Origin of the sequence: Streptomyces sp. NPDC091272, assembly GCF_044757485.1 — a bacterium.
Classification (GTDB): domain Bacteria; phylum Actinomycetota; class Actinomycetes; order Streptomycetales; family Streptomycetaceae; genus Streptomyces.
Window position 1 is genome coordinate 306,096 of record NZ_JBIVVC010000001.1, and the last position, 22,103, is coordinate 328,198.

Consider the following 22,103-nt stretch of genomic DNA (forward strand, 5'->3'; position numbering starts at 1 on the left):
CATGCCCGCCACGCCCCCCATACCGCCCACGGCCCCCGAGCCCCCAATACCTTCCGCGGCCCCCGAGCCCCCCATACCTTCCGCGGCCCCCACGCCACCCGTACCTTCTGCGGCCCCCGAGCCCCACGTGCCGCCCACGCCCCTACGTGTCGCCGTCGTCGGCGGGGGTCCCGGCGGGCTGTATGCCGCTGCCCTGCTCAAGCGGCTCGGCCCGGACCGCGAGGTCACCGTCTGGGAGCGCGGCGCTCCCGAGGACACCTTCGGATTCGGCGTCGTCCTGTCCGACGAGACCCTCGGCGGCATCGAGCACGCCGATCCCGAGGTCTACCGGGCGCTGACCGCCGAATTCGTCCGCTGGGACGACATCGACGTCGTGCACCGGGGAAGCCGGCTCACCTCCGGCGGCCACGGCTTCGCCGCCCTCGGCCGCCGCAGGCTCCTGGAGATCCTGCACGCCCGATGCCACGCGCTGGGCGTCGGCCTCCGGGTCCGCACCGAAGCCCCGCCCGCCGCCGAACTCTCCGCCGCGTACGACCTGGTGATCGCCGCCGACGGAGTGCACAGCCTCACCCGGCAGGCCCACGCGGACGTCTTCGCCCCCCGCGTCACCTCCCACCGCTGCCGCTACATCTGGCTGGCGGCTGACTTCGCCTTCGACTCCTTCCGCTTCGAGATCGCCGAGACCGAGCACGGCGTCATGCAACTCCACGGCTACCCCTACGCCCAGGACGCGTCGACCGTCATCGTCGAGATGCGCGAAGAGGTCTGGCGGGCCGCCGGCTTCGACAGCTGCGACGAGGCGCAGTCCGTCGAACGCTGCGCGAAGATCTTCACCCACGCCCTCGGAGGCCGCCCCCTCAAGGGCAACAACTCCTCCTGGACGGCCTTTCGCACCGTCGTCAACGCCCGTTGGTCGCACGGCAACACCGTGCTGCTGGGGGACGCCGCGCACACCGCGCACTTCTCCATCGGCTCCGGCACCAAGCTCGCCGTCGAGGACGCCCTCGCACTCGCCGCCAGCATCGAGGAGCAGCCCGACCTGCGATCCGCACTCGACGCGTACGAGCGCGAACGCCGACCGGTCGTCGAGTCCACCCAGCGTGCCGCCGCCGCCAGCCTGCGCTGGTTCGAGGACCTGGCCGGCTACCTCGACCAGCCGCCGCACCAGTTCGCCTTCAACCTCCTCACCCGCAGCCGCCGTGTCACCCACGACAACCTGAGGCTGCGCGACAGCGTCTTCACCGAGTCCGTCGAGCGCGACTTCGGCTGTCCCCCCGACACGCCCCCGATGTTCACCCCCTTCCGGCTGCGCGGCCTCGAACTGCGCAACCGCGTCGTCGTCTCCCCGATGGACATGTACTCCGCGCGGGACGGCCTCCCCGCCGACCTCCACCTCGTGCACCTCGGCGCCCGCGCCCTGGGCGGCGCCGGACTCGTCATGACCGAGATGGTGTGTGTCAGCCCCGAGGGCCGCATCACGCCCGGCTGCACCGGCCTCTACAGCCCGGAACAGGCCACCGCCTGGCGGCGGATCACCGACTTCGTGCACCGGCAGTCCCCGGGCACCGCGATCGGGGTGCAGCTCGGCCACTCCGGCCGCAAGGGTTCCACCAGGCTGATGTGGGACGGCATCGACCAGCCGCTCGACGCCGGCAACTGGCCCCTCGCCGCCGCCTCCCCGCTGCCCTACCGGCCCGGCGTCAACCAGGTCCCGGCCGAGCTCGACCGGACAGGGCTGACCGACGTCCGCGAGCAGTTCGCCGCCTCCGCCTGGCGCGCCGCCCGCTGCGGCTTCGACCTCCTCGAACTCCACTGCGCCCACGGCTATCTGCTCTCCGGCTTCCTCTCCCCCCTCACCAACCGCCGGACCGACTCCTACGGCGGAACCCTCGCCCGCCGCCTGCGCTTTCCCCTCGAAGTCTTCGACGCGGTCCGGGGCATCTGGCCCGACGACAAACCCATGACCGTCCGCATCTCCGCCACCGACTGGGCGCCGGGCGGCACCTCCGAGGAGGAGGCCGTCGAGATCGCCCGTGCCTTCGTCGCGCACGGCGCCGACGCCATCGACGTCTCCACAGGCCAGGTCGTCCCCGACGAGGCCCCCGAATACGGCCGCTCCTACCAGACCCCCTACGCCGACCGGATCCGTAACGCCCTCGGCGTCCCCGTCATCACCGTCGGCGCGATCTCCTCCTGGGACGACGTCAACTCCCTTCTGCTGGCGGGGCGGGCCGACCTCTGCGCCCTGGCCAGACCGCACCTCTACGACCCGCACTGGACACTGCACGCCGCCGCGGAACAGAGCTATTCGGGCCCCGGCGCCCCCTGGCCGCTGCCGTACGCCGCCGGCAGCCGCAAGCCGCCTACCGGCCGCACCGACGGCCCCAAACCCCGCCTGCGCCTGGGCAGTTCACGCTGAGGAGCCCGGTGCCTACGGCCGCACAAGGGCGTCGGGCCGTACGAACGCGGAGCCGGCGTCCCGCAGGCGCGCGTGCAACTGCGCGAAGACCTCCGCCGAGCGGCCGCCGGGCCAGTCGTCGGGCAGCAGCTCGACGGGCAGCCCCGGGTCCGCGTACGGCAGCCGGCGCCAGGAGTCCAGTGCCAGCAGATAGTCCCGGTACGCCCGCTCGCCGGCCGTACCGTCGGCCGCCGGCCGTGTCTCCCACTCCCGCAGCACCGGCTCGTGCCTGGCCAGGAAGTCCTCGTGCTGCGCGGCGATCCCCGGCAGGTCCCACCAGCGCGCCACCGCTTCGGCCGTCGCCGCGAACCCCAGGTGGTCGCCCCTGAAGAGATCGACGTAGGGAGCCAGTTGGAGCCGGTCCAGGGTGTGCCGGGTCTCTTCGTACAGGCCACCCGGCGCGATCCACACACCGGGCGCCGCCGTCCCGAAGCCGAGCCGGGACAGCCGTGAGCGCAACAGGTGCCGCTTGGCCCGCTCGGCCTCCGGCACGGAGAACACGGCCAGCACCCAGCCGTCCGACAGACGCGGTTGCGCACGCCCGTAGATACGGCGGTCGCCGTCGTCCAGGAGCTGGCGGGCGTCGTCGGACAGCGCGTACCCGGCCGCGCCGTCCGCCGTGCGCGCGGACACCAGCAGCCCGCGCCGCTTGAGGCGCGACACCGCCGAGCGCACGGACGGCGCGTCGACGCCGACGGCCGCGAGCAGCCGGACGAGCGCCGACACGGGGATCGGCCGGTCGCCACCGCCGACTCCGTTCTTGGGGCCGCCCGGCCAGGACGCACCGCGGCGCCCGTACGCGCCGTACAGCGTGATGATCAGAGAACGGGGAGTGTGCAGGTCAGCCACGTGATCACTGTACGTTCCCGGGGCTGCGCAGACGGAACCGCTGGAGTTTTCCCGTGGGCGTGCGCGGCAGTGCCTCCAGGAAGACGACTGCGCGAGGGCACTTGTACGGCGTGAGCTCCGCCTTCACGAAGTCCTGCAGGCGCGCCGCGGTGGCCTCGCTGCGCGCCACGGTGTCCCGTACCACCACGTAGGCGGTGACGACCTGCCCGCGCAGATCGTCGGCGAGGCCGACCACCGCGGCCTCCGTGACGTCGGGGTGGCGCAGCAGGGTGTCCTCCACCTCGGGCCCCGCGATGTTGTACCCGGCCGAGACGATCATGTCGTCGGCCCGCGCCACGTAGTGGAAGTAGCCCTGGGCGTCGCGCACATAGGTGTCGCCGGTCAGGTTCCAGCCGTCCCGCACGTACTCCCGCTGACGCTCGTCCGCCAGGTACCGGCAGCCCACCGGGCCCCGGACGGCCAGCAGCCCCGGCTCCCCGTCCGGCGCCGTGGAACCGTCCGCGGCCAGCACGCGCGCCTGCCAGCCGGGCACCGGGCGGCCGGTGGACCCCGGACGGATCTCGTCGTCCGCAGCCGAGATGAAGATGTGCAGCAGCTCGGTCGCACCGATGCCGTTGATGATGCGTACCCCGGTGCGGTCGTACCAGGCCTGCCAGGTGGCGGCCGGGAGGTTCTCACCCGCCGACACGCAGCGGCGCAGGGCGCTCAGGTCGTAGCCGGTGGAGGCCGAGGCGGCAGCGGGCGACGCAAGCTCCTCCAGCATCAGCCGGTAGGCGGTCGGCGCCGTGAACAGCACCGACACCTGGTGCTCGGCGAGCGCGGGCAGCAGCTGTCCGGGGCCCGACTGCTCCAGCAGCAGCGTCGAGGCACCGGCCCGCAGCGGAAAGATCACCAGCCCGCCGAGCCCGAAGGTGAAGCCGAGCGGCGGGCTGCCGGTGAACACGTCGTCCGGCTCCGGCCTGAGCACATGGCGCGAGAAGGTGTCGGCGACGGCCAGCACGTCCCGGTGGAAGTGCATGCAGCCCTTGGGCCGGCCTGTCGTCCCTGACGTGAACGCGATCAGCGCGACATCGTCCGACGCGGTGTCCACCGCCTCGTACCGCGTCGGTTTGATCGCCGCCTGCCGCACCAGGTCGTCCGGCGCGTCCCCGCCGAACGCGGTGATCCGAAGGCCCGGCACCCCGGCCTTCACCAGCTCGTCCATCGCCCGCACGTCACACAGCGCGTGGCTCACCTGCGCGATCTCACAGATCGTGGCCAGCTCCGAGGCCCGTTGCTGTGCCAGTACGGTCACCACGACCGCGCCCGCCTTCAGTACGGCGAGCCAGCACGCGACCGTCCAGGGGGTGGTCGGACCGCGCAACAGGACCCGGTTGCCGGGGACGACGCCCAGGTCGTCGGTCAGGACGCACGCGATCTGGTCGGTGTGCTCACGCAGATCGCCGTACGACCAGATCTCGCCGGACGGGACGCGCAGGGCGGGGCGGTCGGAACGGAAGTCCTCAAGAGGGCGGTCCACCAGCTCCGCACCGCAGTTGAGGCGGTCCGGGTACTGGAGTTCCGGCAGCTCGAAGAGGAGCTCGGGCCACTGTTCGGGGGGCGGCAGATGGTCACGCGGGAAGGTGTCGGCGTGGGCCGAGGGGTGCAGTTCCATGGCCATGGGATTGGCCCCCTTGCAGCGAGCAGTCCGGGGTGCGACTGGCGATCTGACGGGTGGGTGATCCTGCGGTGCGTTGGTGTTCCCGAGCGTATCGTGATGGTGACGACAGTCAATGCCCCGCGATAACACGCGTGGTGAGCGAGCTGAGAGGGGCCGCGGATGCCCGGATTCGCGCTGGAGCCGGAACAACAGACGTGGTGCGACACGCTGCGCACGCTGGCGCGGGAGAAGTTGCGTCCCCTGGCGGAGCAGGGCGAGGCCGGACACCTCAACCGTCCGCTCGTCGAGGCCCTGGGTGAACTCGGCCTGCTGGAGCGGCTGTTCACCTCCGGAGCACTCGACCTGTGCCTGATGCGCGAGTCGCTGGCCCGGGGCTGCACCGAGGCGGAGACCGCCCTCGCGCTCCAAGGGCTCGGCGCGGCGCCGGTCGCCCGCGCGGGCACCGACGAACAGCGCGCCCGCTGGATGCCGGGCGTACGCGCGGGGCGGACCGTCGCGGGCTTCGCCCTGAGCGAGCCGGGAGCGGGCTCGGACGCGGCGGCACTCACCCTCGCGGCCGAACCGGAACGTCGGTACGGGAGCGGAAGTGCTCGCGAGAGCGGCGCAGGCGGAAGCGACGGCGCCGCCGTGGGGGACTGGCGGCTCAGCGGTGAGAAGTGCTGGATCTCCAACGCCCCGTACGCCGACTTCTACACCGTCTTCGCCCGTACCACCCCGGGCGCCGGCGCCCGCGGCATCACCGCCTTCCTCGTGCCCGCCGACCGGGCCGGGCTCTCCGGGACCGCGCTCGACATGCTGTCCCCGCACCCCATCGGGACGCTGGTCCTCGACGGCGTACGGGTCGGCCGGGCGGACGTCATCGGCGTACCCGACAGGGGATTTCGGGTCGCCATGGACACCCTCAACCTCTTCCGGCCGAGCGTGGGCGCGTTCGCGGTCGGCATGGCGCAGGCCGCGCTCGACGCGACCCTCGCGCACACCGCGGGACGCACGGCCTTCGGCGGCCCGCTGAAAGACCTCCAGTCCGTGTCCCACCTGGTCGCCGAGATGGCCACCCGCACGGAGGCGGCCCGGCTGCTCGTGTACGCGGCGGCGTCCGCGTACGACAGGAACGAACCGGACGTGCCGAAGAGTTCCGCCATGGCCAAGCTCTTCGCCACCGAGACGGCCCAGTTCGTCGTGGACTCCGCGGTCCAGCTGCACGGCGCCCGAGCGCTCCGCCGCGGTCACCTCCTCGAACACCTCTACCGCGAGGTCCGCGCGCCCCGCATCTACGAGGGCGCGACCGAGGTCCAGCGCACGATCATCGCGAAGGAGCTGTACGCATGAGCCCGCAGGAGGACGAGCCCACCGTGCTGGGCCCGCAAGGGGACGACGCCGCCTCGCGGGCCCCTCGCCGGGACGGTCCCGCTCCGCGCGCCGGCCGTCTCCGGCGGCACAATCCCGCCGCGCTCTCGCCTCCCACCGGCTTCTCGCACGCCGTGAGCGTCGCGGCGTCCGGCTCCCGGTTGGTGTTCCTGGCCGGGCAGACCGCGCTCGACAGCGCCGGCACGGTGGTGGGCGGGACGCTGGTCGAGCAGTTCGAGACGGCGCTCACCAACCTGCTGGCTGCGCTCGCCGATGCCGGAGGCGGCCCCGGCGACCTCGTCCGGGTCACCGTGTACGCCACGGATGTCGCCGACTACCGCGAGAACGCCCCCGAGATCGGGCGGATCTGGCGGAGGCTGGCGGGTCGCGAGTATCCCGCGATGGCGGTGATCGGTGCGGTCCGTCTGTGGGACGAACAGGCACTCGTGGAGCTGGACGGAATTGCCGTTCTCTGACGGGTAGTTGGGGAGCAACGGCTCCAACCTCCATTGCTGGCACCGGTGTTGTGTGACATATTACTGGCGTGTTCACGAGACGTCCTGTTGATGTTGTCGTCGTCGGGGCCGGGGTGGTCGGCGCCGCCTGCGCCTTCTACGCCGCCCGGTCCGGACTCTCCGTCGCCGTCGTCGACCGCGGTCCCGTCGCAGGCGGTACGACCGGGGCAGGGGAGGGCAATCTGCTCGTCTCCGACAAGGAGCCGGGGCCGGAGCTGGAACTGGCGCTGCTGTCCACGACGCTCTGGCGTGAGCTCGCCGAGGAGTTCCCGCGGGAGATCGAGTACGAGGCGAAGGGCGGTCTCGTGGTGGCGGCAGGGGAGACGGGTTTCGCCGCGCTCCGCGCCTTCGCAGCCGCGCAGGCGGACGCCGGCGTCCACTGCGAGGTGGTGCCCGGCTCCGGCCTCACCGATGCGGAACCGCACCTGGCGCCGGGTCTGGCGGGCGGCGTCCACTACCCGCAGGACGCGCAGGTCCAACCTGCCCTCGCCGCTGCACACCTCCTGAAGGCCTCGGGGGCGGAGCTGCGCCTGGGCGAGGAGGTCACCGGTGTGCTGCTCTCGCCGAGCGGTTCGGTACGGGGAGTGCGCACGCGCCGCGGCGAGATCCTGGCGGCCGCCGTGGTCAACGCCGCCGGCACCTGGGGCGGGCAGCTCGCGGCGCTTGCCGGGACCGAGCTGCCGGTGCTGCCGCGGCGCGGATTCGTGCTGGTCACCGAGCCGTTGCCACGCGTCGTACGGCACAAGGTGTACGCGGCGGACTACGTGGCCGACGTGGCGAGCGGGTCGGCGGCGCTCCAGACGTCCGCCGTGGTGGAGGGAACGGCTGCGGGGCCGGTACTGATCGGGGCGAGCCGCGAGCGGGTCGGGTTCGACCGGTCGCTGTCGACCGAGGCGCTGAGCCGGCTGGCTGCCCAGGCAGGTGAGTTGTTCCCGGTGCTTCGAGGGGTGCGGGTGATACGGGCCTACCACGGGTTCCGCCCCTACCTGCCGGACCACCTGCCGGCGATCGGTGCTGACCCCCGGGTGCCTGGCCTGGTGCACGCGTGCGGGCACGAGGGCGCGGGGGTGGGGCTGGCACCGGGAACGGGAGCACTGGTCACGGCGGCGCTCCTGGGGACGCGGTCGGGTCCGGCCGGGTGGCACGCGTTCCGTCCGGAGCGGTTCGGTCGTGCGACGCCTCCGGCACAAGCAACGCCCACTTTGGGTCGGGGGACCAGACAGCGACTCAGTCGGGCGGGCCCGGAGGACGCGGCGGGCCCGGAGGACGCGGGGGGCCCGGAGGACGCGGGGAGTGCCAGATGGCGCGGGGGCAGGGGCCGCGGGGAGTGCCGCATGACGCGGGGGCAGGGGCCGCGGGGAGTGCCACATGACGCGGGGGCGGCGGGGGCGGCGGGGGCGGCGGGGGTGCTCGGGGGCTCAGGGGTGCGGGGTGAGCACCGCCCACCGATGCCGGACCGGCTGCCGGGGTCGGGAGGCCCCTGGCGCGGTAGCAGTCGGCCCCGCCCGGCGGCTGGGTACGTCGGTCAGGCCTACCTACGGGGCATGTCGACCCCGCCTGCCTGCCGGGAAGCCAGCTCCTTCCGCTCGGCGGCCGGGCACGCCGTCCCCCCCCGCCTACCGGGCGCGCGAGCCTCTTCCGCCCGCCGGGCAGCCCGCCCGTCCTCCCGACGGCCAGGCCCGCGGGCCCCACCCGCCAGGCCCTCCCGCCCGCCAGGCACGCCGGCCCCTTCCGCCCCACCCCTCCCCACCCACCCCAAGAAAGGACAGCACGCGTGCGCCCTGCCCGTACCCCGTTCTCACTTGCCCGAGCCACCCCTGAGCCCCCTTTCGAGATCACCTTCGACGGTCGGCCCGTCACGGCTCTGCCGGGGCAGACCATTGCCGCAGTCCTTTGGGCCGGCGGGATCCTCTCCTGGCGGACCACCCGCCGGGAGGGACGTCCCCGAGGGGCGTTCTGCGGGATCGGTTCCTGTTTTGACTGTCTCGCGACGGTCAACTCCGTTCCCAACCAACGTGCTTGCCTCGTACCCGCCCGGCCGGGCGACCGGGTCACCACCCAGGAGGGACACGGACGTGCCGACCTCACCGTCTGAGCAGCCCGACGGCACGCCCCCGCCCCGCCCGTACGATCTCGCCGTCGTCGGCGCCGGACCCGCCGGTCTCGCCGCCGCCGTCACCGCTGCCGGTCTCGGCCTGCGTGTGGCCCTGGTGGATTCGGCCGCCAGCACCGGCGGGCAGTTCTACCGGCATCCCGCACCCGGGCTCCGGGCCCGGCGGCCCCAGGCCCTGCACCACTCCTGGTCCGCATACGCCAGGTGGGCCGCCCAGTTGGAGGCCCACCTCGCCTCCGGCCGGGTGAGCCACCTCGCCGAACACCACGTGTGGGCCGTCACCCCGGCGCAGGGCGGGTGGGCGGTGCAGGTGGTCCGAGGGCCCGACGGAGCCGGCAGTCGCGGTACCGTGCACGCCGCCCGGCTCCTCCTCGCAACCGGATCGTACGAACGCCAACTTCCCTTCTCTGGCTGGACCTTGCCCGGCGTGGTCGGCGCGGGAGGCGCGCAGGCCATGCTGAAGGCCGGGCTCGTGCTGCCCGGTCGGCGGATCGTCGTCGCCGGGAGCGGTCCGCTGCTGCTCGCGGTCGCCGGGTCGCTCGCCGCCGTCGGTGCCACCGTGCCGGTCGTCGTTGAGGCCGGCGGATACGCCGGCTACGCCCGCCGCCCCGGTGCACTGGTCGCCAACCCCGGCAAGCTCGCCGAGGGTGCCCGGCACGCGGCAACCCTCCTGCGGCACGGCGTACGGGTGCGAACCCGCGCCGCTGTCACCGCAGTTCACGGCAACGACCGGGTGGAGGCCGTCACCGTCTCAAGGCTCGACCGTGGCTGGAGGCCCGTGCCCGGCGAGGCGGCCCGTATCCCCTGTGACGCCCTCGCCGTCGGGCACGGCCTGGTTCCGCAGGTGGAGCTGGCGACGGCGATCGGCTGCGCCACCCGCACCGGCCCTGACGGGACGCACGCCCTGGCCGTCGACCACCGGCAGCGCACCTCCGTTCCCGGCATCTGGGCGGCGGGGGAAACGGGTGGCGTGGGTGGAGCAGAACTGGCATTGCTGGAGGGTGAGTTGGCGGCGCTGGACATCGCGGGTGCCGGTGGTCAAGTCGTGGCGCCATCCTCCGCGCGCGGTGACGGCGACCGCCTCCGTACGAGCCGCCGTGTCACGAGACGCGCCGCCCGTCGCGACCGGCTGCGCGCCTTCGCCGATGCCATGGCCGCCGCACACGCCCCAGGCCCCGGCTGGACCGACTGGCTGCATCCCGAAACGGTCGTCTGCCGGTGCGAGGAAGTCACCGTCGGGCAGGTCCGCGAAGCCGTCAGTGACCTCGGCGCCCGCGACGCCCGCACGGTCAAGCTCCTCACCCGGGCGGGGATGGGCTGGTGCCAGGGACGGTTGTGTGCTCCCGCCGTCACCCGGCTCGCCGGCGGTACGGCTGCCGGAACCGCCGACCGACGCCCCCTCGCCTGTCCGCTCACCCTTGGTGAACTCGCAGGCGGTGAGGGCTAGTTGGAAACCGCGCACCCTTGCCGGGCAGTACTGCCACTCAATAAAATGTCACACGTCACCATAAGGAGTTCTCGCATGGACACGCTGGGCAGCAAGCGGACCGCGCCCTCTCCCCGACCGCACCCCTGGCGAGGCATCATGGTCGCCACCACCCTCCCGTTCCGCGACGACCTGTCCGTCGATCACGACGCGTACGGTGCCCAGGTGGCCCGCCTCCTCGAAGCGGGCTGTGACGGCGTCGTCCCCAATGGGTCGCTCGGCGAGTACCAGACCCTCACCGACGCCGAACGCGCCCGAGTCGTCCGTACCGCGGTCGAGGTCGCGGGCGGCGACCGTGTCATGCCCGGCGTCGCCGCGTACGGCAGTGCCGAGTCCCGCCGCTGGGCCGACCTGGCCGCCGAGGCCGGAGCCGGCTGCGTACTGCTCCTGCCGCCCAACGCCTTCCGTGCGGAGGCGGACGCGGTACGGGCGCACTACGCCGAGGTCGCCCGCGCGGGCCTGCCGGTCGTCGCGTACAACAACCCCTTCGACACCAGGGTCGACCTGACGCCCGCCCTGCTCGCCGACCTCCACGCCGACGGCAGCATCGTCGCCGTCAAGGAGTTCAGCGGCGATGTCCGCAGGGCGTACGAAATAGCCGAACTCGCCCCCGGACTCGACCTGTTAATCGGCGCGGACGACGTTCTCCTCGAACTCGCCATCGCCGGCGCCGTCGGCTGGATCGCCGGGTATCCGAACGCGCTCCCGGTGTCCTGCGTCGCCCTCTACCGGGCAGCAGTGGCCGGGGACCTCGCCACCGCGCTGCCGCTCTACCGGGCCCTGCACCCGCTGCTCCGCCGGGACTCCAAAACCGAGTTCGTCCAGGCGATCAAGCTTTCCATGGACCTCGCGGGACAGCATGGCGGACCCACCCGGCCGCCGCGGTTCCCGCTCCCCGAGGACCAGGCGGCCGCCATCCGCACCCTGACCGAGAAGCTCATCGCCGACGGCCATCACTGACCCGGCCGCCGCCCGACGTATCTGGACGTACCTGACGGACCTATCGCCGTGCAGGCCCAACTCCCCCGCCCGGAGGTCATGTTGCGCACCCGCCACATTTTCCACGCCGTCGACTCCCACACCGAGGGAATGCCCACCCGGGTCATCACCGGCGGCATCGGCCCCCTCCCCGGCGCCTCCATGGCCGAACGCCGCCACCACCTCGCCACCCACCGGGACGACCTCCGCACCCTCCTGATGTACGAGCCGCGCGGCCACGCCTCCATGAGCGGCGCGATACTCCAGCCGCCGACCCGCGAGGACGCCGATTACGGGGTCCTCTTCATGGAGGTCTCGGGCTACCTGCCCATGTGCGGGCACGGCACGATCGGGGTCGCGACCGTCCTCGTCGAGACCGGCATGGTCGAGGTCCACGAGCCCGTCACCACGGTGCGCCTCGAAACTCCGGCAGGCCTCGTCTCCGTCGACGTACAGGTCACGGACGGGGCCGCCACCGCGGTCACCTTCACCAATGTGCCGGCCTTCAGCGTCGCCATCGACCGCAAGATCGACGTCCCCGGACTCGGCGCCCTCACCTACGACTTGGCGTACGGCGGCAACTTCTACGCGTTCGTCCCGCTGGACACCGTCGGCCCCGGCGGCATCGCCTTCGACCGCGCCCGCAAGGACGACATCCTCTCGGCCGGGCTCGCCCTGATGGCAGCGGTCAACGGCGACGCGGCACACCGCCCGGTACACCCCGAGGACGACCGCATCGCCGGCCTCAAGCATGTCTACTTCGCCGCCCCGGGCTCCGACGCAGTGCGCTCCCGGCACGCCATGGCCATCCACCCCGGCTGGTTCGACCGCTCGCCGTGTGGCACCGGCACCTCCGCCCGCATGGCCCAGCTGCACGCCCGCGGCCAACTCGCGCTCGGCCAGGACTTCGTCAACGAGTCCTTCATCGGTACCGAGTTCACCGGCCGGCTCGTCGGTGAGACCACGGTGGGTGAGATCGACGCGGTCGTCCCGACGGTCACCGGAAGGGCCTGGATCACCGGCACCGCCCAGTACTTCCTCGACCCCACCGACCCGTTTCCGGCGGGCTTCCTGCTGTGAGCCGGTAGTCACGCCGATGAACGCGAGCGCGAGCGCGAGCGCGAACGCGAGCGCGAACGCGACGGTGCAGCAAGTGAGTTGCGCTCCTCGTCGTCCGCGTAACCTGCGCACCGGCTCCGTGGTGCGCAACGTGACATCGTACGCTGGCAGCCCGCAGCAACCCGGAGGGCCGCCATGGGCGAACTCAAGCAGCAGCGCCACCTGATCACCGCCCAGGAACGGCTCCGGGACCAGGTGGCCAACGCCCTGCGCGCGGCCCTCATCGCGGGCGAACTGCGCCCGGGGTCCGTCTACTCCGCTCCCGGGCTTGCCGCGGACTTCGGTGTCTCCGCCACGCCGGTGCGCGAGGCGATGCTCGATCTGGCCCGCGAAGGGCTCGTCGAACCCGTACGCAACAAGGGTTTCCGGATCACCGAGGTGAGCGAGCGCGACCTCGACCAGTACAGCGAGATCCGCGCGCTCATCGAGGTGCCGGTGATCGGCCAGGTCACCAGGACCGCCACCCGGGAGCAGCTGGAAGCACTGCGTCCGGTCGCCGACGAGATCGTCGCGGCAGCGCGCGAGCACGACCTGATCGGCTACCTGGAGGCCGACCGCCGCTTTCATCTGACGCTGCTGGGCCTCGCGGGCAACGAACGACTCGTTGAGACAGTGGGTGACCTGCGCAAACGTTCCCGTCTCTACGGGTTGACGCGGCTCGACGAGCGGAACGAGCTGGTGCCGTCGGCCGAGGAGCACATCGAGCTCCTCGACCTGATGCTGACCGGGGACGCCGAGGCGGCCGAGGCCTGCATGGCCCGTCACCTCGGGCACGTGCGCTCGCTCTGGGCGCAGTCCCGCGACGAACCGGCGCGGACCCAGCTTCCCGGCGCCCGGAAGCTGGGCGTCCGCTAGCGGCGGCAGGCCCGCCGTACCAGGATGGGCCCCGCTCGGCCGCTCGGCCCGAGCAGTACGTGAGCAGCGGAGGACCTCATGGAATGGACCCTGGAAGTCGTCACGGTGCCGGTCTCGGACATCGAGCGGGCGAAGGTCTTCTACGCCGAGAAGTGCGGGTTCCGAGTCGACGTCGACATGCGCTTCACCGAGACGTCCAGGGTGGTGCAGCTGACCCCACCGGGCTCCCGGTGCTCGATCGCCCTCACCGAGGGCATGGACCCCCCGGCGCAATGGGTCACACCGGCCACGCCCGGCTCGCTGCAGGGGCTCCAGATGTGCGTGAGCGACGTGACCGCGGGCCGGGAGGAGCTGGCGGCCCGCGGGGTGGAGATCAGCCCGGTGCTGCACCTGGGGGAGAAGGGCTGGGTGCAGGGCACGGGGGACACCTGGAACTCCTGGGCCTACTTCAAGGACCCGGACGGGAACGGCTGGGTGCTCCAGGAAGCACCGGCACCGCTGAGTGAGAGGTAGGCGCGCGCGAGGCAGGGGGCCGCGCGAGGCACGAGTCCGCGCGAGGCTTGGGCGCTCACGACGCCTGCGAGGCAGGGGGCGCATGCGACGCACGAGGCGCCTGCGAGGCGCGTGGCGCGCGCACACCTGCGAGGCACGAGGCCGCGCGAGGCCCAGGTGCACGCGACGCCCACGAGGCCCGAGGGCACACCAGCGCTGAATGAGCTCCCGGCAGGCCCCTGGGCACGGGCCGACAGGCAAGGCGCACGGCAGGGACTGGCCGACGGGCAAGGGGATCGGCAGAGACGGGCCGACAGGCAAGGCGCTCAGCGGGGACGCGCCGACAGACAGGGCGCACGGCAGGAGCGGGGAACAGCGGCACCAGCCGCCCCGCGCCTCCTGCCCGCTCCTCTTACCCATGCCCCCTGCCCTCCGCCCCGCGCCCCGCGAGCCTCCCCTCCGCCCCGCGCCCCTGGGCGTCCCCTCCGCCCCGCGCCCCGCAGCCTCACTCGCCCTTGCCGGCCACGTCTCCGAAGGTCAGGCCGGTTCCGGCGAGGTCGGCTCGGATGCCCTCCGGCTCGACGTTGATGTCCCGCAGCCGTAGTTCGCCCGGCGTCCTCGGCAGCCGGAAGGACATCGAGAGCTGCTCGGACAGCTGCGGCGGACGCATCGCGAGCAGCGAGGCGATCATCTTCGGGTCGATGCCGACCTTCTCCAGCAGCCACGGGTGGTCGACCACCACGTCCACCAGGTTGAGCCCCATCAGCTGCTTGACGAACTGCGGCGACCCGGTCAGCCTGTGCAGCTCCGCCTCGCTGCTCAGTGCCTTCTTCACATACTCCTGCGGCACACCGAGCCGCTGGACGACCGCCGGAACCGCCAGTAGTGCCTTGATGCGTTCCCCCTGCTCGGCCAGCGCCGCCGCGGCCTGCGGGTGCAGGCGCAGGCCCGAGGTGGCACGGTCCTTGCCCGGCCGGTACGTCACGATGCCGGGCAGGTCGACGCGCATGTTGTCGACGGTGGTGGAGACGGCCCGGTCGCCGTCGCGTCTGACCCTCGCCTCCGCGCCGACCAGCACCTTCGTGCCGGCGATCGGGAGTTCGCCGCTGACCTTGATGCGGTCGTGGCCGTCCTTCTCGAACGTGGCCTGCGACGAGCCGAGTTCACGGTTCAGGTCGTCGAAGGAGAGCAGCACGTCCCCCTCCACGCTGCCGATGACGGCGCCCTGGATCGACGACGGCAGGCTGCCGACGATGCGGATGTCACGGGCCGTCGCCCGTACCTCCGCGAGTGACACCCGGTCGGCCGCGACGTCCGGCACCGCGACGTCGACGCGCTCAATGCGCTTGTCGAAGACCTGGGTGAGGAACGGGAAACCGTGGATCTTCACCTCGGGTGCGGTCGCCAGCTTCATGGACTTCTTCAGCTGGTCCTCGGCCTTGTCCTGCGCGTACAGCAACGCGAACCGGTCCGCGAGCAGCAGGAACGCCACCGCGACGACTCCGGTGACGGCGACCTTGAAGACCACCGGAACCGCGCCGAAACGGCTGCGGCCCCGGTGGTTCGGCGGCTGCCACCCGTCGTCCTCGTCGTCACGGTCCGACTTCAGTGCCAGACCCAGGAGGTCTTCGTCCGGCTCGTAGGACGCGTAGTCGGGCTCGGGTGGGGCGAGTTGGGCCAGCTCTTCGTAGGGGTTGCGCGGCTTGTCGGATCTGCTCGATCCGTTCCGTGTGTGGGGGCCTGCGGGACGGGGGTTCATGCGTGTGGGGGGTCGCATCGCGTTATCCCACCACGCGCACTCCCCTCGAACGCAAGCTCGATGACCGGCTCCACCTCGTTTGGGCCGGTTTGAACGAGGGGCCCCTGCCGTAGGAGCCCCTCGGGGCCGGCCCCGCCGGGTGGCTAGATGTCCCGGAAGATCTCGATCTGCGCACCCACCGAGTTCAGCCGCTCCGCCAGGTCCTCGTAACCGCGGTTGATCACGTACACGTTGCGCAGTACCGACGTGCCCTCGGCCGCCATCATCGCGAGCAGGACGACCACGGCCGGCCGCAGTGCGGGCGGGCACATCATCTCGGCGGCCCGCCAGCGGGTCGGGCCCTCGACCAGCACCCGGTGCGGGTCGAGGAGTTGCAGACGGCCGCCGAGCCGGTTGAGGTCGGTGAGGTAGATCGCGCGGTTGTCGTACACCCAGTCGTGGATCAGGGTCTGGCCCTGTGCGGTGGCCGCGATCGCCGCGAAGAACGGCACGTTGTCGATGTTGAGGCCCGGGAAGGGCATCGGGTGGATCTTGTCGATCGGAGCTTCGAGCTTCGAGGGGCGGACCGTCAGGTCGACGAGGCGGGTGCGGCCGTTGTCCGCGCTGTACTCGGCGGAGCGGTCGTGGTCGAGCCCCATCTCCTCCAGGACGGCGAGCTCGATCTCCAGGAACTCGATGGGCACGCGGCGGATGGTCAGCTCGGACTCCGTCACGACGGCCGCCGCCAGCAGGCTCATCGCCTCGACCGGGTCCTCGGAGGGGGAGTAGTCGACGTCGACGTCGATCTGCGGCACGCCGTGCACGGTCAGCGTGGTCGTGCCGACGCCGTCGACCCGGACGCCCAGTGCCTCCAGGAAGAAGCACAGGTCCTGGACCATGTAGTTCGACGACGCGTTGCGGATGACGGTCGTGCCGTCGTACCGGGCGGCGGCCAGCAGGGCGTTCTCGGTCACCGTGTCGCCGCGCTCGGTCAGCACGATCGGGCGCTCGGGGCCCACCGGCTTCTCGACCTCGGCGTGGTAGATGCCCTCGGTCGCGGTGATGTCCAGGCCGAACCGGCGCAGCGCGATCATGTGCGGCTCGATCGTGCGCGTACCGAGGTCGCAGCCGCCCGCGTAGGGCAGCTTGAAGTGGTCCATGCGGTGCAGCAGCGGGCCCAGGAACATGATGATCGAGCGGGTCCTGCGGGCGGCGTCCGCGTCCATCGACGCCATGTCCAGCTCGGCCGGCGGGACGATCTCCAGGTCCTTGCCGTCGTTGATCCAGCGCGTACGGACGCCGATCGAGCTCAGTACCTCCAGAAGGCGGTACACCTCCTCGATGCGCGCCACCTTCCGCAGGACCGTGCGGCCCTTGTTGAGGAGGGTGGCGCAGAGCAGCGCCACGCAGGCGTTCTTGCTGGTCTTGACGTCGATGGCGCCGGACAGACGGCGGCGGCCGACCACTCGCAGATGCATCGGCCCCGAGTAGCCCAGCGACACGATCTCACTGTCGAGGGCTTCACCGATTCGAGCGATCATCTCAAGGCTGATGTTTTGATTGCCGCGCTCGATCCGATTCACCGCACTCTGGCTGGTGCCGAGCGCGTCCGCGAGCTGGGTCTGGGTCCAGCCCCTGTGCTGCCGCGCGTCACGGATGAGCTTGCCGATACGTACGAGGTAGTCGTCTGCCATGGGCGGAAGGCTATCTCAGATATGAGATGTCACTCACCCGGGTGATCCAGAGGAGTGACGGAGCTGTCGACTCGTCAGTTTCACCAGGGCATACGCCGCTGCGATGCGGTCCGGAGCGCCACCGGAGGCAGGCGCGGAGGCGGGGCGCGGCACCCGCAGGGCACCCTCCGCGTGCCGGAACCGGACATACGGGGCGTCCGCCGCGCGCCACGGCCGACAGGAGGGGGCTGTCCTTCGACATCGAACTTAGTCGAGAGCGGCGCTCTGGCCTGGCTCGACTAACTTCGATGGCAAACGATCACGCGGCGGTCGCCGAGGGCAGTACCGACGGACGTACTGGTAAAGCGACGAGTAGGAGAGCGAGACCTCGTAGTCATCCATGAGCCGCAACCACATCTGTTTCGGCCCGAGCCCTTCACCCGCCATGGTGTAGATGGCCTCCATGAGGTCGCTGTCGAGGTCTGAGTGGCTCCGCTCGACTCCTCGGGGAGGAGGCTGCATCGTGTCCAGGGCGAGGCGAACGAGACGTTGGGGGACTTCGTGTCGGAGAGCCAACTCCTGAACGGTGTGGCCTCGGAGGGCGCCGACGTAGATGAAGAGAGGTAGTTGCGGGTCGTCGGCGAATGGATCTGTTCGAGCTGTCCGCGGGTTGGGCTTCATGCGGCCGCGCGGGGAACTGGCGTCAGCGAGTGCCCGGTCCAGAGCTTCCTCGGAGCGACCGGAAATCCTGGCCAGACGGTCGAGTTGGGGCTTGCCGAACCAGAACGGCGGCCCGTTGAGGAAGCAGTGGAGATAGCTCGGTCTGAGATGGTTCGCGTGGGCGAGCCGACGGACGTATGAGTCGGTGATCTCGCCCATGCAGGGGCGCACTCGAACGGGCAGCGGAGCCAGCGGGCGAGGCATTTCTGGTACTGGTCGGCTCACTTCTTCGGCCCCTTCTTCGGGGTTTCCGCGGCGTGGTCCAGGGGGATTGCGTCGAGCCCTGCCTTCGTCACGCGTTCTGTGCCGCTGAGGATCGCGTCGATCGCGGCGCCCCGGATGGCGTGAGACAACGCGCCGATCATCCCGGAGGTCCGGTTGTGGAGGTAGCGGTCCAGCTTGACCAGGCTCCCCGGTGTGTGGTTGTGCAAAAGCAAGGTGTCCTCCATGGTCGCTACGAGCCCTTTCCACTCGTCGCCGTAGGGGAACGGGCGGGTGGGGACCAAGGTGAAGCGGCCCGCGATCTGGGCTCCCCGGGTGCCGGCCAGGAGCTCGCTGGTCTCCAATCCGATGCCTGCGTAGACGAACGTTGCGGGGATGCGCTCGGAGAAGTACTTCAGGGTGTCGGAGACCTCGCCGCCTGCCCGGGTGATCTGCGAGACGTTGTGGATTTCGTCGACGAGCACGAGACCGGTGCGAGTGTCGGTGCAGACTCCGACGACGGCCTCGATGATGTCCGTCATGTTTGACCGCGCCCGGACCGGAAGGCCCAGAAAGCGGGCGAACTCGGCTGCGACCATGCGGGCAGTCGCGGCGGGAGGGACGGTGATGTAGAGAACGGGGATGCGGTCGGTGACGCCTGGGTGGCGGGCCCGATCGAGGAGTTCATGGGCTCGTCCGAGCTGGGTGATGGCACTGGTCTTGCCCGTTCCGGGAAGCCCGGAGACCATCAGGCCGCGGCGGGCGCTAATTGCGTGGCGGTTGAGTAGGACCAGCCGACGCCCGCAGACCACGGTCTTCTCGACGAACGAGGTAGCGACCACGAGCATCCGGGCATGGTGGTCGAGCCGGTATTCGTCGTCGAGCTCCCGCTCGGTCCCGGACAGCTGCTTCAGTTCGCCGGCAGACAACAGAACTGGGGGTGCGGGCGGGGCCTCGATGGATTTCCGCCACCCCTCCAGGGTGGTCAACTGCCAGTTGGCCTCGGTGTCGATCTCGCCCAACGCGACCTGTCGGGATGTCGAGTCGGAGATGGTCACGTGCGCCTCCAAGGGTTGGCCAAGGGATCGAACAGGCCCAGCGGGATGACCTTCGCCACCTCGGTGTCCGCATCGTCGGGCGGGGCCTCGGCGTCCGAGGAGTCAGGGCTCGGCCGATCGGTGATGGTGGCCCGGGTGCGGGCGGCGATCCGCCGGTCTCGCTTTGAGCGTTTGACCGTCTGGTCTGCTTCCGTGGCAGGGCCGTCGTGAGCCCGCCGAAGCAGGGCAGCGGCAGCGTCGGCGATCTGTTCCTCACTCCCGCCGGGCACCTGTTCACGGGCGTGGTCCCAGGCCATCTCACCGAACGGGACGCCGACGCGGTGCAGGTGCTTCCAGAACACCGTGATCCACCGGGCGGGTTCGCTGCGGCGGTCGCGTACCCAGATGCGGGAGACGTCGTAGGGGTCGTAGTGGATCTCCCACAGCCCCTTCTTCTCCACTACCCCGGAGTGCTGGCGGCGGATGGGGGTCAACTCGCGAGCGTCATAGGTGCGGTGGTTGATCCGGATGCCGTAGGCGTTGATCGCCTGCCACCGTTCGGGCAACAACTCGATGTAGTCTTCGCCGCTGAGCGGGGCCGGAACGTATCCGCACGACTCCAGCAGCGTCGCGTACTTCTCGTTGGGTGAGAACGCTCGTTTCGGAGAGTCCGGGTCCCGCAGCGCATCGTGCGGACGGTTCTGCCAGACGGCGACCGTCCACTCCTCCAGCAGGCCCTGCAATTCAGGCAAGGACCACAGCGGCCCGTTCTCCAGGCCCCGGCCCCGGCGGTCCACTGACCTGCCTGTGTAGCCCGCGACGAATTGCGCGAACAGCGTCGCCACCGACCCCAGCGTCTTTTCGATCGCGCCCTTCTCGAAGGGGGACGCCTTGTGTGTCGGCTGAAGACTGATGCCCAGGTAGCGGCATGAGGCACGGAAGTTGTTCGAGATGAAGACCTTGCCGTGGTCACAGACGATCGTGTCCGGCACGATCACCGGTTTCGCGGCCGCGTGCTCCAGCCGCTCGTCCAAAGCCAGCAGCCGTCGGTGCGGCATCGCCGACCTCGACATCCGAAGCGCGTCCGACCAGCCAGGACGCATCGTCTCCGGGGTGACGCTCCGAGCCAGGAGAGCTGAGGCGTCGGCTGCTTTCGTCGTCGGTCGCAGCACCACAGCGGCCAGCGACCTGGTCGCCAGGTCGATCATGGCCGTCAACTCGACCTTCTCGGCAATACCGTCGTCCAGCCGCACCAGGACATCCAGCGGAGTCGAGTCGATCTGCATCCACTCGCCCGGCGCGCAGGCGGGCACCTCCCCGAATGGGCCGGTCGGGCGCGCGTTCACCGAGCGTCGCGTGGTCGCCGAGCCCGTGGCGTGGGTGCCGGCCGCCAGCCTGTCGAACAGCCGGTAGAGCGTGCGCTCGGACGGGACCTCGACATCTTCCGCGTCCTCGCGTGCGTTCAGGATCTGCGTCGCCCGCCAGACCACGAAACCGATCGTCTTCGACGACGCCTCGGCGGTCTCCTCGATCGCCTCCCGCATCGCCTCGACCACCGCCGGGGCGACCCGGCCGAACGACGGCATCTGTTTGGCCGACCGGCCATCGGCCAGCCCGACCAGTCCGTCGCGCTGGTAACGCTGGCGCCGCTGCTTGATCCCGCTGGCCGTCATCACGTGCCCGGCCGCCGTCAGCTCGGCGGCTTTGGCCCGCTCCCGCTGGGCCAGCGAGTTCCGTTCGGGATCGAACTCCGGCCGTGGTGCCGTCCCCGCAGGAGCATCCGGCGGTAAGCCGTCCAGAACCTCCAGAATGTGGCTCTCCCACCAGCGGGCCTGTTCGGCGGCGCTCTCCGGGAATTCCGCGATCCGGCCCGTCGGAGGCACCCGTCGCGCTTTCTCCGTCATCGTCCACCTCTGTCCGCCAGACGCACGATGGTGGAAGGACCCAGCAACTCGACCGCCAGTCCCTCGGCGGCCACCTCCTGGAGCCAGAGGAGATGGAACAAGGCAGGCAGCGTCTCCAGCCGGTCCCCGGTGGCATCGGCTCCGGCCATCAGCGGGACCGGGGCTGAGAGGGCCGCCCGGAGCCGGTCCACTACCGGTCCGTGCAGGCACCGCGGGTGCCGGTAGCGCGACAGCCACCGGACATTCGCCAGAAGTACCGCATCGGGCACCCCGACCCGCTCGAAGCCCCATCCCGCCTGGGCGCAGGCCAGGCGAGTGACCTCGAACGCCTCGGCGTCCTTCGGCTCGATCCGTTCATCGGCGCGGACGTCGACGACCACCGCCGAGCCATCTGCGCGGCGTACGAAATAGTCCGGAGCGTGCCGACGCTCCCGCTTGCCGTCGTGCCAGTGCAGCCAGAACGGTTGCGAGGCGACCCCCGTAACCTCGGGGTCGAAGTCCATCAGCAGAAGCCGGTCCCGCTCCAGCCACGATTCGAACCCGACGTGCTGCCCGGTCGTGGCCGCCCAGTACCAGCCCGAGAAGTGACGCTCACCACGCGACCAGCGAAACGGCCGTACGGCGGCCGCGTCCTCGAACCGGGCCGTCACACAGTCCAGCAATGGACGCCGCTGACGCTCGCGTACAGCATCTACGTACGAGAGCTCGACGTACGGCTCTGCAAGATCCATTCCGACCGGTACGGCCACTTCAAGCACCCCCAGCGCGTCACCCCGTACGACTAGGTTCGCTGGCAAGGAAGGCGAAACGACTGGGTTCGCTGTCAAACGCCTCGATTGGATGACAGCGGTCAGGGGCGGCCGGGCATGACCGTACTGCGGCCATGTACTAGAGTTATCTCGACATCGAGATATCTGCCCAGCGCGCCGCAGTCGCCACTGCTCGGTAAGGGTTACCT

At 71.1% G+C, this 22,103-nt stretch carries 16 protein-coding genes and 1 pseudogene; 10 read left to right on the top strand and 7 right to left on the bottom strand.

Annotated features, from left to right (window positions below):
- The first annotated feature begins 1 nt into the window (after nt 1).
- Nucleotides 2-2,419 carry a bifunctional salicylyl-CoA 5-hydroxylase/oxidoreductase gene (locus ACIQM4_RS01140; protein WP_401584252.1) on the top strand — a complete coding sequence of 806 codons (2,418 nt, stop codon included), beginning with the start codon at nt 2-4 and terminating at the stop codon, nt 2,417-2,419.
- A 12-nt stretch (nt 2,420-2,431) separates the two neighbouring features.
- On the opposite strand, the gene ACIQM4_RS01145 is transcribed toward ACIQM4_RS01140, so the two are convergent.
- Together ACIQM4_RS01145 and ACIQM4_RS01150 are read right to left on the bottom strand one after the other, a co-directional pair.
- Nucleotides 2,432-3,307 carry a PaaX family transcriptional regulator C-terminal domain-containing protein gene (locus ACIQM4_RS01145; RefSeq protein ID WP_401584254.1) on the bottom strand — a complete coding sequence of 292 codons (876 nt, stop codon included), beginning with the start codon at nt 3,305-3,307 and terminating at the stop codon, nt 2,432-2,434.
- A 4-nt stretch (nt 3,308-3,311) separates the two neighbouring features.
- Nucleotides 3,312-4,961, bottom strand: a complete 1,650-nt coding sequence (locus ACIQM4_RS01150) for an AMP-binding protein (protein WP_401585993.1) — start codon at nt 4,959-4,961, stop codon at nt 3,312-3,314.
- Nucleotides 4,962-5,126: 165 nt separating this feature from the next.
- Here ACIQM4_RS01150 and ACIQM4_RS01155 point away from each other — a divergent pair, with 165 nt between their 5' ends.
- From ACIQM4_RS01155 to ACIQM4_RS01195, 9 genes and pseudogenes are all read left to right on the top strand, one after another.
- Nucleotides 5,127-6,296 carry an acyl-CoA dehydrogenase family protein gene (locus ACIQM4_RS01155; protein ID WP_401584256.1) on the top strand — a complete coding sequence of 390 codons (1,170 nt, stop codon included), beginning with the start codon at nt 5,127-5,129 and terminating at the stop codon, nt 6,294-6,296.
- Entirely contained in the window at nt 6,293-6,790 is a 498-nt protein-coding gene (locus tag ACIQM4_RS01160) for a RidA family protein (protein ID WP_401584259.1), read from the top strand. Before ACIQM4_RS01155 ends, ACIQM4_RS01160 begins: the two co-directional genes overlap by 4 nt.
- 68 nt (nt 6,791-6,858) lie before the next feature.
- Nucleotides 6,859-8,004, top strand: a pseudogene (locus tag ACIQM4_RS01165) (NAD(P)/FAD-dependent oxidoreductase); the annotation flags it as partial.
- Nucleotides 8,005-8,603: 599 nt separating this feature from the next.
- Nucleotides 8,604-8,924: a (2Fe-2S)-binding protein gene (locus tag ACIQM4_RS01170; RefSeq protein WP_401585996.1), complete on the top strand. Its 321-nt coding sequence runs from the start codon at nt 8,604-8,606 to the stop codon at nt 8,922-8,924.
- Entirely contained in the window at nt 8,905-10,389 is a 1,485-nt protein-coding gene (locus ACIQM4_RS01175) for an NAD(P)/FAD-dependent oxidoreductase (RefSeq protein WP_401585999.1), read from the top strand. Before ACIQM4_RS01170 ends, ACIQM4_RS01175 begins: the two co-directional genes overlap by 20 nt.
- A 75-nt stretch (nt 10,390-10,464) precedes the next feature.
- Complete coding sequence (locus tag ACIQM4_RS01180) at nt 10,465-11,388, top strand: dihydrodipicolinate synthase family protein (RefSeq protein ID WP_401584262.1); 924 nt, start codon at nt 10,465-10,467, stop codon at nt 11,386-11,388.
- 81 nt (nt 11,389-11,469) lie between these two features.
- Nucleotides 11,470-12,486: a proline racemase family protein gene (locus ACIQM4_RS01185; protein WP_401586002.1), complete on the top strand. Its 1,017-nt coding sequence runs from the start codon at nt 11,470-11,472 to the stop codon at nt 12,484-12,486.
- A gap of 174 nt (nt 12,487-12,660) precedes the next feature.
- The gene (locus ACIQM4_RS01190) at nt 12,661-13,380 is read left to right on the top strand and encodes a GntR family transcriptional regulator (RefSeq protein ID WP_401584263.1); all 720 of its coding nucleotides are present in this window, start codon (nt 12,661-12,663) and stop codon (nt 13,378-13,380) included.
- A gap of 78 nt (nt 13,381-13,458) precedes the next feature.
- Nucleotides 13,459-13,893 (top strand): VOC family protein, encoded by a 435-nt coding sequence (locus ACIQM4_RS01195; protein WP_401584265.1) that lies wholly within the window; start codon nt 13,459-13,461, stop codon nt 13,891-13,893.
- A 484-nt stretch (nt 13,894-14,377) separates the two neighbouring features.
- On the opposite strand, the gene ACIQM4_RS01200 is transcribed toward ACIQM4_RS01195, so the two are convergent.
- The 5 genes from ACIQM4_RS01200 to ACIQM4_RS01220 all read right to left on the bottom strand — a co-directional run bounded on the left by ACIQM4_RS01200 (nt 14,378) and on the right by ACIQM4_RS01220 (nt 21,876).
- A complete protein-coding gene (locus tag ACIQM4_RS01200) occupies nt 14,378-15,631 on the bottom strand; it encodes a DUF2993 domain-containing protein (protein ID WP_401584268.1) in 1,254 nt (417 codons plus the stop codon).
- 143 nt (nt 15,632-15,774) lie between these two features.
- The gene (locus tag ACIQM4_RS01205; RefSeq protein ID WP_401584271.1) at nt 15,775-17,304 is read right to left on the bottom strand and encodes a helix-turn-helix domain-containing protein; all 1,530 of its coding nucleotides are present in this window, start codon (nt 17,302-17,304) and stop codon (nt 15,775-15,777) included.
- A 920-nt stretch (nt 17,305-18,224) separates the two neighbouring features.
- Nucleotides 18,225-19,262, bottom strand: coding sequence for an ATP-binding protein (locus tag ACIQM4_RS01210; RefSeq protein ID WP_401584273.1), 1,038 nt, complete (start codon nt 19,260-19,262; stop codon nt 18,225-18,227).
- Complete coding sequence (locus ACIQM4_RS01215) at nt 19,259-21,145, bottom strand: Mu transposase C-terminal domain-containing protein (RefSeq protein ID WP_401584276.1); 1,887 nt, start codon at nt 21,143-21,145, stop codon at nt 19,259-19,261. Before ACIQM4_RS01215 ends, ACIQM4_RS01210 begins: the two co-directional genes overlap by 4 nt.
- Entirely contained in the window at nt 21,142-21,876 is a 735-nt protein-coding gene (locus tag ACIQM4_RS01220) for a TnsA-like heteromeric transposase endonuclease subunit (protein ID WP_401584279.1), read from the bottom strand. The genes ACIQM4_RS01215 and ACIQM4_RS01220 overlap by 4 nt, the downstream gene beginning before the upstream one ends.
- Nucleotides 21,877-22,103 lie beyond the last annotated feature (227 nt).